This window comes from Pseudomonas sp. NPDC089395 (assembly GCF_044749525.1).
Lineage (GTDB): Bacteria > Pseudomonadota > Gammaproteobacteria > Pseudomonadales > Pseudomonadaceae > Aquipseudomonas.
The window spans coordinates 1-14,035 of record NZ_JBIVID010000004.1; the positions used below are offsets into that span (position 1 = coordinate 1).

General features: G+C 61.7%; 12 protein-coding genes and 1 pseudogene. 9 read left to right on the top strand and 4 right to left on the bottom strand.

Annotation, left to right across the window (positions count from 1 at the left end; translation table 11 throughout):
• Nucleotides 1-127: 127 nt before the first annotated feature.
• Nucleotides 128-1,072 (bottom strand): GlxA family transcriptional regulator, encoded by a 945-nt coding sequence (locus tag ACIPZG_RS10735; protein ID WP_400713318.1) that lies wholly within the window; start codon nt 1,070-1,072, stop codon nt 128-130.
• 146 nt (nt 1,073-1,218) lie between these two features.
• On the opposite strand from ACIPZG_RS10735, the gene choX reads away from it, so the two are divergent.
• From choX to ACIPZG_RS10760, 5 genes and pseudogenes are all read left to right on the top strand, one after another.
• On the top strand, nt 1,219-2,163 hold the full coding sequence (gene choX / locus ACIPZG_RS10740; protein ID WP_400713321.1) for a choline ABC transporter substrate-binding protein: 945 nt from the start codon (nt 1,219-1,221) through the stop codon (nt 2,161-2,163).
• Nucleotides 2,164-2,330: 167 nt separating this feature from the next.
• On the top strand, nt 2,331-3,215 hold the full coding sequence (locus ACIPZG_RS10745; protein ID WP_400713324.1) for a 3-keto-5-aminohexanoate cleavage protein: 885 nt from the start codon (nt 2,331-2,333) through the stop codon (nt 3,213-3,215).
• A gap of 18 nt (nt 3,216-3,233) precedes the next feature.
• Entirely contained in the window at nt 3,234-4,199 is a 966-nt protein-coding gene (locus ACIPZG_RS10750; RefSeq protein WP_400713327.1) for an L-carnitine dehydrogenase, read from the top strand.
• 10 nt (nt 4,200-4,209) lie between these two features.
• Entirely contained in the window at nt 4,210-4,686 is a 477-nt protein-coding gene (locus tag ACIPZG_RS10755; protein ID WP_400713330.1) for a thioesterase family protein, read from the top strand.
• A gap of 102 nt (nt 4,687-4,788) precedes the next feature.
• Nucleotides 4,789-5,187, top strand: a pseudogene (locus ACIPZG_RS10760) (thioesterase family protein); the annotation flags it as partial.
• A gap of 34 nt (nt 5,188-5,221) precedes the next feature.
• Here the strand turns inward: ACIPZG_RS10760 and ACIPZG_RS10765 are convergent.
• Nucleotides 5,222-6,703: a phosphatidylinositol-specific phospholipase C domain-containing protein gene (locus ACIPZG_RS10765; RefSeq protein ID WP_400713333.1), complete on the bottom strand. Its 1,482-nt coding sequence runs from the start codon at nt 6,701-6,703 to the stop codon at nt 5,222-5,224.
• A 446-nt stretch (nt 6,704-7,149) separates the two neighbouring features.
• Here ACIPZG_RS10765 and ACIPZG_RS10770 point away from each other — a divergent pair, with 446 nt between their 5' ends.
• The gene (locus tag ACIPZG_RS10770; protein WP_400713335.1) at nt 7,150-7,407 is read left to right on the top strand and encodes a hypothetical protein; all 258 of its coding nucleotides are present in this window, start codon (nt 7,150-7,152) and stop codon (nt 7,405-7,407) included.
• Nucleotides 7,408-7,526: 119 nt separating this feature from the next.
• On the opposite strand, the gene ACIPZG_RS10775 is transcribed toward ACIPZG_RS10770, so the two are convergent.
• Nucleotides 7,527-8,633 (bottom strand): GlxA family transcriptional regulator, encoded by a 1,107-nt coding sequence (locus ACIPZG_RS10775; RefSeq protein ID WP_400713338.1) that lies wholly within the window; start codon nt 8,631-8,633, stop codon nt 7,527-7,529.
• 492 nt (nt 8,634-9,125) lie between these two features.
• Complete coding sequence (locus tag ACIPZG_RS10780) at nt 9,126-10,502, bottom strand: L-serine ammonia-lyase (protein ID WP_400713341.1); 1,377 nt, start codon at nt 10,500-10,502, stop codon at nt 9,126-9,128.
• Nucleotides 10,503-10,944: 442 nt separating this feature from the next.
• Here ACIPZG_RS10780 and ACIPZG_RS10785 point away from each other — a divergent pair, with 442 nt between their 5' ends.
• The 3 genes from ACIPZG_RS10785 (at nt 10,945) to choV (ending at nt 13,998) form a co-directional block, all read left to right on the top strand.
• Complete coding sequence (locus ACIPZG_RS10785) at nt 10,945-11,892, top strand: choline ABC transporter substrate-binding protein (protein ID WP_400713344.1); 948 nt, start codon at nt 10,945-10,947, stop codon at nt 11,890-11,892.
• Between the two features lie 82 nt (nt 11,893-11,974).
• On the top strand, nt 11,975-12,823 hold the full coding sequence (choW, locus tag ACIPZG_RS10790; protein WP_176517976.1) for a choline ABC transporter permease subunit: 849 nt from the start codon (nt 11,975-11,977) through the stop codon (nt 12,821-12,823).
• The gene (choV, locus tag ACIPZG_RS10795; protein WP_400638820.1) at nt 12,820-13,998 is read left to right on the top strand and encodes a choline ABC transporter ATP-binding protein; all 1,179 of its coding nucleotides are present in this window, start codon (nt 12,820-12,822) and stop codon (nt 13,996-13,998) included. Before choW ends, choV begins: the two co-directional genes overlap by 4 nt.
• The last annotated feature ends 37 nt before the right edge of the window (nt 13,999-14,035 follow it).

Here is a 14,035-nt window from a genome sequence, read left to right on the forward strand (position 1 = left end):
CCCCCCCCCCCCCCCCCCCCCCCCCCCCCCCCCCCCCCCCCCCCCCCCCCCCCCCCCCCCCCCCCCCCCCCCCCCCCCCCCCCCCCCCCCCCCCCGCTCCTACAAGCCAGGATACGGTTGAATACCCTCAAACCGCCCGCGCCAACCGGTCCTCCCTGGGACACCGCTCAAACCGCACCCGATAACACCGAGTGAAATACGACGCCGACTCGAACCCGCACGCCACCGCCACCTCCAGCACACTCATGTCGGTCTGGCGCAACAGCTGTCGCGCCTTGTCCAGCCGCAGGCGCAGATAAAAACCACTGGGCGTGTCCCCCAGGTGCAGGCGAAACAGCCGCTCCAACTGCCGCCGGGTCACCTGCACCGCATCGGCCAGCACCTGGGTATTGAGCGGCTGCTCGATATTGCGCTCCATCTCGCCTATCACCTTCACCAGCTTCTTGTTGCTGATGCCATAGCGGCTGGCGATCTGCATGCGCTGATGGTCCTGGCGCGGGCGGATACGCCCGAGCACGAACTGCTCCGACACCTGCACCGCCAGTTCGCTGCCATGGGCCTGGGCGATCAGGTCAAGCATCAGGTCGATCGAGGCGGTGCCGCCGGCACAGGTGATGCGCCGACGGTCGATCTCGAACAGTTCCTGAGTCGCCTGCAGCCGCGGGTAGCGCTCCTTGAAGGCGTCCAGCGCCTCCCAGTGCAACGTCGCCCGGTAGCCGTCGAGCAAACCCGCCTCGGCCAGCAGCATGGCCCCGGTATCGATACCGCCGAGGATCACCCCGTCATGGTCGAAGCGGCGCAGGCCTTGCTGCAACGCAGGGCCGAAGTGCGCCAGCGGGTCGAACCCTGCCACCACCAGCAACATGCGCCCGGGCGCTTCCTGGGCCAGCGCGCCATCAGCGTTCACCGACATGCCATTGCTCGCCTGCACCGGGCCACCGTTCAGGCTTAGCACGCGCCAGCGGTACAACGGGCCGCGAAAACGATTGGCTACGCGCAGTGGCTCCAGGGCGCTGATGAAGCCCATGGCGGAAAAGCCCGGCAGCAAAAGAAAGTGGATGGTGTCCGGCATCGAATGCTCCACAGTGGAGGTGGTCGCTTGCGTGCAATTGTTGGTCGCCAGGGTGCGAATTTCCACCCCGCCAGCGGCGTAGCGTATCCACACGGTCCGCAGAGGCCGCCCACCATAACAATATGCACTGCCGATGGAGAGCCACCATGCACAGCTTGATCCGCCGCAGCCTGTTGTCCCTTGCCCTGAGCAGCATCGTCGCTACCCCGCTTTTCGCCGCCGAGCCCGCGGCCTGCAAGAACGTGCGCCTGGGCGTGGTCAACTGGACCGACGTCATCGCCACCAGCGCCATGGCCCAGGTACTGCTCGACGGCCTGGGTTACCAGACCAAGCAGACCAGCGCCTCGCAGCAGATCATCTTTGCCGGCATCCGCGACAAACGCCTGGACATGTTCCTGGGTTACTGGAACCCGATCATGACCCAGACCATCACTCCCTTCATCGATGCCCAGCAGGTCAAGGTGCTCGACAAGCCGAGCCTGGAGGATGCCCGGGCCACCCTGGCCGTGCCGAAGTACCTGTATGACAAGGGCCTGAAGACCTTCGCCGACATTCACAAGTTCGAGAAGGAGCTGGGCGGCAAGATCTATGGCATCGAGCCCGGTTCCGGTGCCAACACCCAGATCAAGGCGATGATCACCAAGAACCAGTTCGACCTGGGCAAGTTCCAGCTGGTCGAGTCCAGCGAAGCCGGCATGCTCGCCGCCGTCGACCGCTCAGTGCGGCGCAAGGAAGCGGTGGTGTTCTTCGGCTGGGCACCGCACCCGATGAACGTGAACATCGACATGGCCTACCTGGGTGACAGCCAGGATGCCCTGGGGCCTGACGAAGGCCGTGCCACGGTATGGACGGTGACCGCCCCGGACTATGCCGACCGCTGCCCCAACGCCCACCGCCTGCTGGCCAACCTGAACTTCAGCGCCGAGGACGAGAGCCGCATGATGCAGCCGCTGCTCGACCACAAGGACGCCCTGGCGTCAGCCCGCCAGTGGCTCAAGGACCACCCCGAGGACAAGGCGCGCTGGCTTGAGGGTGTGACCACCTTCGATGGCAAGCCTGCTGCAGACAACCTCAAGCTCACCGCCAACTGACAGGGCCTTATCGCCTGTAGGAGCGGCCTTGCGTCGCGAAAGGGCCGCAGCGCGGCCCCCGGATTCGTGCGCGCTGCTGAAACCCTGGGGCCGCGCTGCGGCCCTTTCGCGACGCAAGGCCGCGCCTACAAGCAATCGGGCCAGAACAGACACCACAAGGAACCGCCATGAACCACGACGTCATCATCACCTGCGCCCTCACCGGTGCCGGCGACACGGTCGCCAAGAGCCACCTGGTCCCGGTCACCCCCAAGCAGATCGCCGAATCCGCCGTCGAAGCCGCCAAGGCCGGCGCCACCGTGGTCCATTGCCACGTCCGCGACCCGCAGACCGGCCGCTTCAGCCGCGACGTGAACCTCTACCGCGAGGTCATGGAACGCATCCGCGAAGCCGACGTCGACGTCATCGTCAACCTCACCGCCGGCATGGGCGGCGACCTGGAAATCGGCCCAGGCGAAACCCCCATGGAATTCGGCCCAGGCACCGACCTGATCGGCCCGCTGGAACGCCTGGCCCATGTCGAGGCGCTGCTGCCGGAAATCTGCACCCTGGACTGCGGCACCCTCAACTTCGGCGACGGCAACGCCATCTACGTGTCCACCCCCTCGCAACTGCGCGCCGGTGCCAAGCGCATCACCGAGCTGGGCGTGAAGGCCGAGCTGGAAATCTTCGACACCGGCCACCTGTGGTTCGCCAAGCAGATGATGAAAGAAGGCCTGCTCGAAGACCCGCTGTTCCAGCTGTGCCTGGGCATCCCGTGGGGCGCGCCGGCCGACACCACCACCATGAAGGCAATGGTCGACAACCTGCCGGCCAACGTCACCTGGGCCGGTTTCGGCATCGGTCGCATGCAGATGCCAATGGCCGCACAAGCGGTGCTGCTTGGCGGCAACGTGCGGGTCGGCCTGGAAGACAACCTGTACCTGGACCGTGGCGTGCTGGCCAGCAATGGCCAACTGGTGGAACGCGCGGCCGAGATCATCACCCGCATGGGTGGCCGCGTCCTGTCCCCGGCAGAAGGCCGGGAAAAAATGAACCTCAAGCGCCGCTGATCCCTTCAGGAGACCGATATGCCTTTCATCACCGAGATCAAGACCTTCGCCGCCCTGGGTAGCGGCGTGATCGGCAGCGGCTGGGTCGCCCGCGCCCTGGCCCACGGCCTGGACGTGGTCGCCTGGGACCCGGCACCGGGTGCCGAGCAGGCACTGCGCAAGCGCATCGCCAACGCCTGGCCTGCGCTGGAGAAACAAGGCCTGGCACCTGGCGCGGCGCAGGACCGTCTGAAGTTCGTTGCCACCATCGAGGAATGTGTCCGCGACGCCGACTTCATCCAGGAAAGCGCGCCAGAGCGCCTGGACCTCAAGCTCGACCTGCATGCGAAGATCAGCGCCGCAGCCAAGCCCAACGCCATTATCGGCTCCAGCACCTCAGGCCTGTTGCCCAGCGAATTCTACGAGTCGGCCACTCACCCCGAACGCTGCGTGGTCGGCCACCCGTTCAACCCGGTGTACCTGCTGCCGCTGGTAGAGATCGTCGGCGGCAACCGTACCGCCCCCGAAGCCATCGAGGCAGCAAAAACCATCTATACCGCGCTGGGCATGCGCCCACTGCACGTGCGCAAGGAAGTCCCGGGGTTCATTGCCGACCGCCTGCTCGAAGCGCTGTGGCGCGAGGCGCTGCACCTGGTCAACGACGGTGTCGCCACCACGGGTGAAATCGACGATGCCATCCGCTTCGGCGCCGGCCTGCGCTGGTCGTTCATGGGTACCTTCCTCACCTATACGCTCGCCGGTGGCGATGCCGGTATGCGCCACTTCATGTCGCAGTTCGGCCCGGCGCTGAAGCTGCCCTGGACCTACCTGCCGGCACCGGAGCTGACCGACAAGCTGATCGACGATGTGGTGGACGGCACCTCGGAGCAACTGGGCGAGCGCAGCATCGCCGCACTTGAGCGCTATCGTGATGACACCCTGCTGGCGGTGCTGGAAGCGGTGAAAACCAGCAAGGCCAACCACGGAATGTCATTCAGCGACTGAGGAGACCACGATGCCCGCACTGATCACCTACCGTACCCCAGTCCAGGAGGACTGGGTCGACTACAACGGGCACCTGCGCGATGCCTTCTACCTGCTGATCTTCAGCTACGCCACCGATGCGCTGATGGAGCGCATCGGCCTGGATGCCGACAGTCGTGGCCAGAGTGGGCAGTCGCTGTTCACCCTGGAGGCGCACATCAACTACCTGCACGAGGTGAAGCTGGGCACTGAAGTCTGGGTACAGACACAGGTCATCGGCTTCGACCGCAAGCGCCTGCAGGTGTATCACAGCCTGCATCGGGCGGGGTTCGACGAGGCCTTGGCGGCCAGCGAGCAGATGTTGCTGCATGTCGACCTGGCAGGGCCGAAGTCGGCGCCGTTCAGCGAGCAGAGTGTCGGGTTGCTGCAAGCGCTAGTGAACGAACAACAGGACCTGCCGCCTGCCGAGTACGTGGGCCGGGTCATGGGTTTGATCACAAAATCCTGAAGTCGATCACTCCCCCTGTAGGAGCGGCCTTGTGTCGCGAAAGGGCTGCGCAGCGGCCCCAAAATCCACAGGTATCCCACCGCTCTTGAGGGCTGTGGTGTATTGATGGAGCGCATCGGCCTGGATGCCGACAACCGTAGGCAGAGCGGGCATTCGCTGTTCACCCTGGAGGCGCACATCAACTACCTGCATGAAGTGAAGCTGGGGACCGAGGTGTGGGTGCGGACGCAGATTATCAGCTTCGACCACAAGCGCCTGCACATTTACCACCGCCTGCACCGCGATGGGTTCGACGAGGAATTGGCCGCCAGTAAGCAGATCTTGCTGAATGTAGATCTAGCGGGGCCAAAGTCTGCGCCGTTTTCAGCTGCCTGCGAAAACCTATTGGCAACCTTGTTGAAAGGCCAAGGCGCCCTTCCATCCCCTCGATGGAAGAGGCGCGCCATGAGCTTGGGTACCCCAAACTGGCCTTTGTCCAACCCTGCACCTTCACCAGGCTAGCCTGGCGTTTCGCCTACTCGATCAGTCACAAGCGCTACAAGGTAACGGAAAACGACATACTCCGAAGCAATGGCCAACTCCTATGGTCTATAACGAGCGTCGAGACATCGTGGAAACCTGCCTTCCGGGCAAGGTCGAAATCCGCCGTCCAAATGCCAGTTTTTGCGTCAACCCAAACAGTTTGAGTTTCGAATTTCAAGCTCAGCCGGTGTTTGATGCTGACCACCACTTTGCTACCCTTTACCCCCGTCCCAGATAAGGTTATGGGCTCACCTACTGGTCGCGTTACCGTACCATCCGAAGGTGGGCTGACGAACTCAACAGGCTGATAATCAGAAGGCGCATTCACGACATCACTGTCCCCCAAGTCTCCGTCCTTGAGCGAAACCAATTCCATAGTTTTAAATTTAAAGTCGGTATAATCATTCCCTTCAGATTCTAAATCTATCCTCCATTTACCATTTACCACATCGACAGGATTACCGAAGCGCACTTCATCATTTACATAGTATGCAACCTTTTTAACAACGGGGTCGGCAATACCCTCCACAGTTAGCGCCAAGAGATGCTCATCATTCACAGCAGTAATATGACACTTCGTTACCACTGGTTTTGGCATGTATTCTCCGGGTGGATGCTTGTGAGCAAAGTTCCAATTAATGATCAGGGGAACAAGGCCCCAATCGTCATCCGTTTTCCAGCCGGTATTTTCTGGGAAATCCATAAAAACAACGCCAACCCTTGGCAAGTATATTTCCCAATGCCAATTGAGCCATAGATGATACCTAAAATAATCACGCGTATACGGATTGATTCTCCCTGCCCAGTACTGCGGATCATGAAGACCACTGAACTTTAAATTGAGCGAAGTAGCGAACGCGCTGGACTGAGTATTCCCAGCCTTCAACAAATGATCTTTTATCAACTCCATCTTGTCGTCTAGATCGGCATCATAGTCATCCTGCCAATAAAACTCCCCCATTCCCCTCAGGTTGTCGATGTCACCACTGAACAGTACGATTTTTCCTGCGGCCTGGCTAACGGTTGGCATGCTGCCTGTTTCAGTATAAAAAATTCGTTTCCACCCATCCTTTTCAAAGTAAATTTCCCAAAAGGTGGAGTTGAAAAGGACTCTGGAACCCCTATCGTCCTCTTTCTTTATCCTCATGAGCACTACTTCGGTGGGGTTTGCCTTGAGAAACGCATCGATAGCAGTCAGCACCGATCCGAAGGCTATTTGCTGGTTGACGGAGCCGTGCCAAACCTGGAAATATCGGCTATTGCCAGCCCCCTCAACATTGCATCGGATATCAAAAAAACGAATCCCTTTATTCAATTGATCTCGCACTGACAGGGTCTGGCATCGGGCAAAGTCACCGAGCCCCCCGTGCGTTGCGCAGGTGTTATGAGTACCAGGTATTGTCAAGTTCGCCAAAGTAAGATCTCGCCGGGTGAGGTTGCCCATCCAACGGTGTGGCTCCCAAGGCTCGACGGGTGCTGATGTTTCAACAGTCATGATGGTCTCCTGCTCGCAGTCTTCACTTGCCCAGATGATCCATGAATAAACGTCTCAACTCAGGCACGAGTCTGAGCGGGGCGCCGCAAGCCCACAACTGACATTTTTATCAGGTCGTTGACTGTATTTAGGCGGGCACGACGCTACCTACGCTACTTGCCGATCTTGCAAACGCAGAACACATAAAAAAGCCCCGGAAAGCCGTGAGCATCCGGGGCCAAGAGAGCGAGCAACATCCACTGTGCGTGAGCGAGGGTGACCAAACCCTCTGGTACCGTGAATGGCCCCAGTGTGCTGGCTTCCCCTGCAGGGGATTTAGCCGTAAACGACCTGTTCTTAGTCAAAGCAGCCATTGCGACATTCTGCCCTTGCGGGGCTGTCGTGCTCGTCACAGAATCGGTCGTGAATCAAGCAGCACTCTCTTCGCGATAAAAGGGACAACAGCCATGATGCATGCGGATTTGATTGATCAGGACGACCTGGCAGGCCACCTGCGCGCGCGCGGTTTCGACATCCCCGCCGGGGCCACTGCCGAGCAGGCCTGCGAGGCGGTGGTACGCGGGCTGACCGAGCCCAATGCCCGTGCGCTCAAGGGCATGGTCGAGCAGATGTATACCGGTAGTGCGACGATTTTGCCGGCGGTGCGCCAGGCGATCGAACAGCAGCTTTTGCCAGCGTTGGCGAGTTTCAACAAGCGCGCGTAAGCAAATTCCTGTACCGGCCTCTTCGCGGGACAAGCCCGCTCCCACAGGTCACCTGCTGAATCTGAGTCAGCGGTGATCCTGTGGGAGCGGGCTTGTCCCGCGAAAAAGGCGACTCGGTATCAGAGCCTCACACTGGCAAACGTCGACTCATTGCGCGCCTGGCTCAGCGCCGCCATCGGGCCACTGTGCGGCGACAGGGCCATGGCCTGCGGAATCGGCATCATCGCCACCTGCTGCGCGGTGTTGGAACCGACTCGCTCATCCCGCGGCGGAATGCCGAAATACTCGCGGTAGCACTTGGAGAAGTGCGGCGTGGACACGAAGCCACACACCGACGCCACTTCAATGATCGACATCGGCGTCTGCTTGAGCAGCTGACGCGCGCGGATCAGGCGCAGCTTCAGGTAATAGCGCGACGGCGAGCAGTGCAGGTATTTCTGGAACAACCGCTCAAGCTGGCGCCGCGATACCGCCACATACACCGCCAGCTCATCCAGGTCGATCGGCTCTTCGAGGTTGGCTTCCATCAGCGCGACGATTTCCTGCAGCTTCGGCTGGTTGGTGCCGAGCATGTGCTTGAGCGGCACACGCTGGTGGTCCTGCTCGTTGCGGATGCGCTCGTAGACGAACATTTCGGAGATCGCCGCCGACAGCTCGCGGCCGTGATCCCGGCTGATCAGGTGCAGCATCATGTCCAGCGGCGCAGTGCCGCCGGAGCTGGTGAAGCGGTTGCGGTCGAGGGTGAACAGGCGGGTGCTCATGTTCACCCGCGGGAAGGCCTCCTGCATCGCGGCCAGGCATTCCCAGTGCACGCTGCAGTCGAAGCCGTCGAGCAAGCCGGCACAGGCCAGCGCCCAGCTACCGGTACACACCGCGCCAAGGCGACGCGACTGGCGGGCCTGGGCCTGCAGCCAGGTGACGTGCTCACGGGTGACCGAACGCTGAATGCCAACGCCACCGCAGACGATCACGGTGTCGATGGGCGGTGCATTGCTGATGGCTGCATCCGGGGTGATCTGCAGGCCATCGCTGGCCCACACCTGGCCACCGTCGACCGTCAGGGTATGCCAGCGATACAGCTCGCGCCCGGACAGCTGGTTGGCCATGCGCAGCGGCTCGACGGCCGATGCGAGGGAAATGAGGGTGAAGTTGTCCAATAGAAGAAACCCGATGGACTGGGGTGCTGTGCGGTTCTGGGTTGGATTCCCGGAGGTGTACGACGTCATCGCGATTTCTCCTCACACAAATGCTGGGTGTGCCTCAGGCGGGCACTGATTTCTTGTTATGACCCCTCGGTCATTTTCCGGGGGTTTTGCCAATCTCAACGCAAACGCCGTGCCTGAAGTTGAACGGTCATTCGAAAAAAACTGAAAACGACGCCTTTATTGGGGCAATTCAGGCTCTTGCATGAGTTGGTCAGTCATCGCAAACCGCCGAGCTAGCGCGTTGCGTGTAACGGGTGAGCAATTTGGTGACACGCGCAGTGTAGGTTTCCCAGAAACGACACTATTGAGTGTCACCGACAAAGCCCACACCGATAGCGACATCCGACAGCCGGCAGTGCTCCAGAACAGGGCGACACCGGGTGGAGTGCCCCTTTTAGGAATGCGCCGGCCCTATCGCCGGCAAGCCGGCTCCCACAGGGAAAACCACCGCTTTCGAAGCCTGTGGTGTACCTGTGGGAGCCGGCTTGCCGGCGATGGGGCCAGCCCAGGGTGTCAGCATTCGATGGCGCTGACCGCCAGGCCACCGCGCGAGGTCTCTTTGTACTTGTCGTGCATGTCGGCCCCGGTGTCGCGCATGGTGCGGATCACCTGATCGAGGGAGATGAAGTGCTCGCCATCACCGCGCAAGGCCATCTGCACGGCGTTGATGGCCTTCACTGCGGCAATCGCGTTGCGCTCGATGCACGGCACCTGCACCAAGCCGCCAACCGGGTCGCAGGTCAGCCCCAGGTTGTGCTCCAGGGCGATCTCGGCGGCGTTTTCCACCTGTGCCGGCGTTGCGCCCAGTACTTCGGCCAGGCCCGCCGCCGCCATGGCGCACGCCGAGCCGACCTCACCCTGGCAACCGACCTCGGCACCGGAAATCGATGCGTTCTTCTTGCACAGGATGCCCACGGCGGCAGCGCCGAGGAAGAAGTCGACCACGTTGGAGTCGTCCACCACATCGCTGAAGCGCATGTAGTAGTGCAGCACCGCCGGGATGATGCCGGCCGCGCCGTTGGTGGGCGCGGTGACCATGCGCCCGCCGGCGGCGTTCTCTTCGTTGACCGCCAGGGCGAACAGGTTGACCCACTCCATGGCGCTCATGGTCGAGCCGATCACATTGGGCTTGCCGATCTCTTGCAGGCTGCGGTGCAGCTTGGCGGCGCGGCGACGCACATTCAGTCCACCCGGCAGCGTGCCTTCGTACTTGAGGCCGTTGTTGACGCATTCCTGCATGGCGCCCCAGAGCTTGTGCAGGCCTGCGTGGATTTCCTCCTCGCTGCGCCAGACCTTCTCGTTGGCCATCATCAATTGCGACACGCTCAGGTCGTTTTGCTTGCACAGGTGCAGCAGCTCGGCGGCACTGTTGAAATCGTAGGGCAGCACCGTCTGGTCGGCATCCAGCACGCCACTGGCGGCCTGGGCAGCATCGACCACGAAACCACCGCCCACCGAGTAATACGTGTCGCGGTGCAGCTCGCCCTGCTCGCCTTCGGCGACCAGGGTCATGGCGTTGGGGTGGTATGGCAGGTTCTCGTCTAGCAGACGCATGTCGCGGGCCCAGACGAATTCGATGGGCAGGCGGCTGTCCAGCAGTAGGGTGTCAGTTTCGCGCAGGTCGGCGATGCGCGGGACGATCTGGGTCGGGTCGATGGCGTCCGGCCATTCGCCCATCAGGCCCATGATGGTGGCGTTGTCGGTGCCATGGCCGATGCCAGTGGCCGAGAGCGAGCCGTACAGCTGCACCTCGATCCGTTTCACCCGCTCCAGCTCGCCGCGTTGGCGCAGGCCCTGGACGAACAGGGCACCGGCACGCATGGGGCCGACGGTGTGGGAGCTGGAGGGACCGACACCGATCTTGAACAGGTCGAACACGCTGATGGCCATTGTCGCTTCACCTCTTGCTGGGCTTGTCTCTGCGCGCCATGCGCAGGGCGGGGCAACTGCTAGGCTGAAGCTGCGAGCCGCCACGAATGCACGCATCATCGGGCTTTTGCCTACCCCCTCGCCGTCTGCAACCGACGTACTTTTGTCCAGCAGCGCCGCAGCCATTTGGGGCACCGGGGCGCCGCTTTCCAGCGGCCTGGTGACGCAAAAATGCGGCTACAGGGGTGGAAAAACCCATAAGCGACATCGCCCGTACTGGAAGCGACCCGTTCCGTACTGGTTACGACCCCACCAGTAGGCGATTGCCCGGCGCTGGAGGATTATCGAAAGCGACTCGTAAAGCACGGCCACGCAACCTGCCCTCTGCAGGCCTGGTCGACCGGACCCTCAGAAAGCCCGGCGACCCATGCGAACCCGAAGACAAAATCACAGGAGTCCATCCATGAAAGGTTCACCCTCGCTGTTGCTGGTTGCGTTGCTGTCCGCTCCGCTGCTGGCCCAGGCCGCCGAACCCGAGCAGTGCCAGACGGTACGCTTCTCCGATGTCGGCTGGACCGACATCACCGTCACCACGGCGACCACCAGCGTTGTGCTCGAAGCACTGGGCTACAAGACCCACACCACCATGATCTCGGTACCGGTGACCTACAAGTCGCTGGCTGCCGGCAAGGACCTGGACGTGTTTCTCGGCAACTGGATGCCGACCATGGAGAACGACATCAAGCAGTACCGCGACGCCGGCACTGTCGAGACGGTTCGCCCCAACCTGGAAAACGCCAAGTACACCCTGGCCGTGCCCCAGGCGCTGTATGACAAGGGCCTGAAGGATTTCGCCGACATTCCCAAGTTCAAGAAGGAACTGGACGGCAAGATCTACGGCATCGAGCCCGGCAACGACGGCAACCGCACCATCCAGAGCATGATCGACAAGAACGCCTTCGGCCTGAAGGACGCCGGCTTCAAGATCGTGCAGTCGAGCGAGGCCGGCATGCTGTCGCAGGTCGACCGGGCGGATAAGCGTGGCGAAGCCATCGTGTTCCTGGGCTGGGAACCGCACCCGATGAACACCCGTTTCAAGATGCAGTACCTGACCGGGGGCGACGACTTCTTCGGACCCGACTTCGGCAAGGCCACTGTTCTTACCAACACCCGCAAGGGCTATGCACAGGAATGCAGCAACGTCGGGCAACTGCTGAAGAACCTGTCGTTCGAGCTCAAGGATGAAAGCACCATGATGGGCTATGTCCTGGACGACAAGATGAAGCCCGACGACGCCGCCAGGAAATGGCTCAAGGCCAACCCCGGCAAGCTGGACACCTGGCTGGCCGGCGTGACCACCGTGGATGGCAAACCCGGCCTTGAGGCGGCCAAGGCCAAACTGACGCAATAACGCAAGACGCTATGGCAACACCGCGGGGCGGGCCTATGCCCGCCTCGGACTGATTTCAATCATTTGCAGGTGGAAGCTCGCTATCATGCTTATCGATCAGAAAATACCCCTGGGGCAGTACATCGCCTCATTCGTCGAATGGTTGACCCAGAACGGCGCCAGCTACTTCGACGCCATTGCGCAAGGCCTGGAATTCATGATCCATGGCGTCACCAGCGCCCTTACCTGGTTCAACCCGTTCGTACTGATTGCCTTGTTTGCCGCCCTCGCGCACCTGATTCAGCGCAAATGGGCACTGACCGTATTCGTCGCCCTCTCCTTCCTGCTGATCCTCAACCTGGGGTACTGGCAGGAAACCATGGAAACCCTGGCGCAGGTCACCTTCGCCACGGTGGTCTGCGTGGCCATCGGCGTGCCGCTGGGCATCCTCGCCGCGCACAAACCGATGTTCTATACCGCCATGCGCCCGGTACTCGACTTGATGCAGACGGTGCCCACCTTCGTTTACCTGATCCCTACCCTGACCCTGTTCGGCCTGGGTGTGGTGCCGGGGCTGATCTCCACGGTGGTGTTCGCCATCGCAGCGCCCATTCGCCTCACTTACCTGGGCATCTGCGACGTGCCGCAGGAGTTGCTGGACGCCGGCAAGGCCTTCGGCTGCTCGCGGCGCCAGTTGCTGACCCGTATCGAACTGCCCCATGCCATGCCGAGCATCGCTGCGGGCGTCACCCAGTGCATCATGCTGTCGCTGTCGATGGTGGTGATCGCCGCCCTGGTCGGCGCCGACGGCCTGGGCAAACCTGTGGTCAACGCACTGAACACCGCCGATATCTCCCTGGGCTTCGAAGCGGGCCTGGCGATCGTGCTGCTGGCGATCATGCTCGACCGTATCTGCAAGCAACCGGAACTGCCGGTAAGGGGTGAGGCATGAGCATCATTCGCTTCGAAGACGTCGACGTCATCTTCTCCAACAAGCCGCGCGAAGCGCTGGCGCTGCTCGACCAGGGCAAGACCCGCGAGCAGATCCTCAAGCAGACCGGCCTGGTGGTGGGTGTCGAAAAGGCCAACCTGGACATCAACAAGGGCGAGATCTGCGTGCTGATGGGCCTGTCCGGTTCGGGCAAGTCGAGCCTGCTGCGGTGCATCAACGGCCTCAACACCGTGAGCCGCGGCAAGCTGTTCGTCGAGCACGAAGGCAAGCACATCGACATTGCCCACTGCACCCCGGCAGAGCTGAAGATGATGCGCACCAAGCGCATCGCCATGGTGTTCCAGAAGTTCGCCTTGATGCCTTGGCTGACCGTTCGCGAAAACATCAGCTTTGGCCTGGAAATGCAGGGCCGCCCGGAGAAAGAGCGGCGCAAGCTGGTCGATGAAAAACTGGAGCTGGTGGGCCTGACCCAGTGGCGCAATAAAAAGCCGGACGAACTCTCCGGCGGCATGCAGCAGCGCGTGGGCCTGGCCCGTGCGCTGGCGATGGATGCCGACATCCTGCTGATGGACGAGCCGTTCTCGGCCCTCGACCCGCTGATTCGCCAGGGCCTGCAGGATGAGTTGCTGACCCTGCAGAGCAAACTGAACAAGACCATCGTGTTCGTCAGCCACGACCTCGATGAAGCGCTGAAACTGGGTAGCCGCATCGCCATCATGAAGGACGGGCGGATCATCCAGTACAGCAAGCCTGAAGAGATCGTGCTCAACCCGGCTGACGAGTATGTGCGGACCTTCGTGGCCCACACCAACCCGCTCAACGTGTTGTGCGGCCGCAGCCTGATGCGCACGCTGGACAACTGCAAGCGGATCAATGGCTCGGTGTGCCTGGACCCGAGTATCGACTCGTGGCTGGACCTGGGCGAAGGCGGCTCGCTCAAGCGCGCGCGCCAGGGGCAGAACGGGCTGGATTTGCAGAACTGGGCGCCGGGGGAGGATGTGGACCTGCTGGAGCGTCGACCGACGCTGGTGAATGCCGATATCGGCATGCGCGAAGCGCTGCGGATTCGTTATCAGACGGGTAACAAGCTGGTGCTTCAGGATAACGACAAGGTGGTGGGGATACTTGGGGATACCGAGCTTTATCACGCCTTGCTTGGCAAGAATCACGGGTGAAGCTATCGGGGCCGCTTTGCGGCCCTTTCGCGACACA

What these genes read in the sequence shown, in the direction of transcription:
- ACIPZG_RS10770 (WP_400713335.1), top strand. Translation starts at nt 7,150, where the DNA reads ATGATGCATGCGGATTTGATTGATCAGGACGACCTGGCAGGCCACCTG.
- ACIPZG_RS10755 (WP_400713330.1), top strand. Translation starts at nt 4,210, where the DNA reads ATGCCCGCACTGATCACCTACCGTACCCCAGTCCAGGAGGACTGGGTC.
- ACIPZG_RS10735 (WP_400713318.1), bottom strand. Translation starts at nt 1,072, where the DNA reads ATGCCGGACACCATCCACTTTCTTTTGCTGCCGGGCTTTTCCGCCATG.
- ACIPZG_RS10745 (WP_400713324.1), top strand. Translation starts at nt 2,331, where the DNA reads ATGAACCACGACGTCATCATCACCTGCGCCCTCACCGGTGCCGGCGAC.
- choX (WP_400713321.1), top strand. Translation starts at nt 1,219, where the DNA reads ATGCACAGCTTGATCCGCCGCAGCCTGTTGTCCCTTGCCCTGAGCAGC.
- ACIPZG_RS10765 (WP_400713333.1), bottom strand. Translation starts at nt 6,703, where the DNA reads ATGACTGTTGAAACATCAGCACCCGTCGAGCCTTGGGAGCCACACCGT.
- choV (WP_400638820.1), top strand. Translation starts at nt 12,820, where the DNA reads ATGAGCATCATTCGCTTCGAAGACGTCGACGTCATCTTCTCCAACAAG.
- ACIPZG_RS10785 (WP_400713344.1), top strand. Translation starts at nt 10,945, where the DNA reads ATGAAAGGTTCACCCTCGCTGTTGCTGGTTGCGTTGCTGTCCGCTCCG.
- ACIPZG_RS10775 (WP_400713338.1), bottom strand. Translation starts at nt 8,633, where the DNA reads ATGACGTCGTACACCTCCGGGAATCCAACCCAGAACCGCACAGCACCC.
- ACIPZG_RS10780 (WP_400713341.1), bottom strand. Translation starts at nt 10,502, where the DNA reads ATGGCCATCAGCGTGTTCGACCTGTTCAAGATCGGTGTCGGTCCCTCC.
- ACIPZG_RS10750 (WP_400713327.1), top strand. Translation starts at nt 3,234, where the DNA reads ATGCCTTTCATCACCGAGATCAAGACCTTCGCCGCCCTGGGTAGCGGC.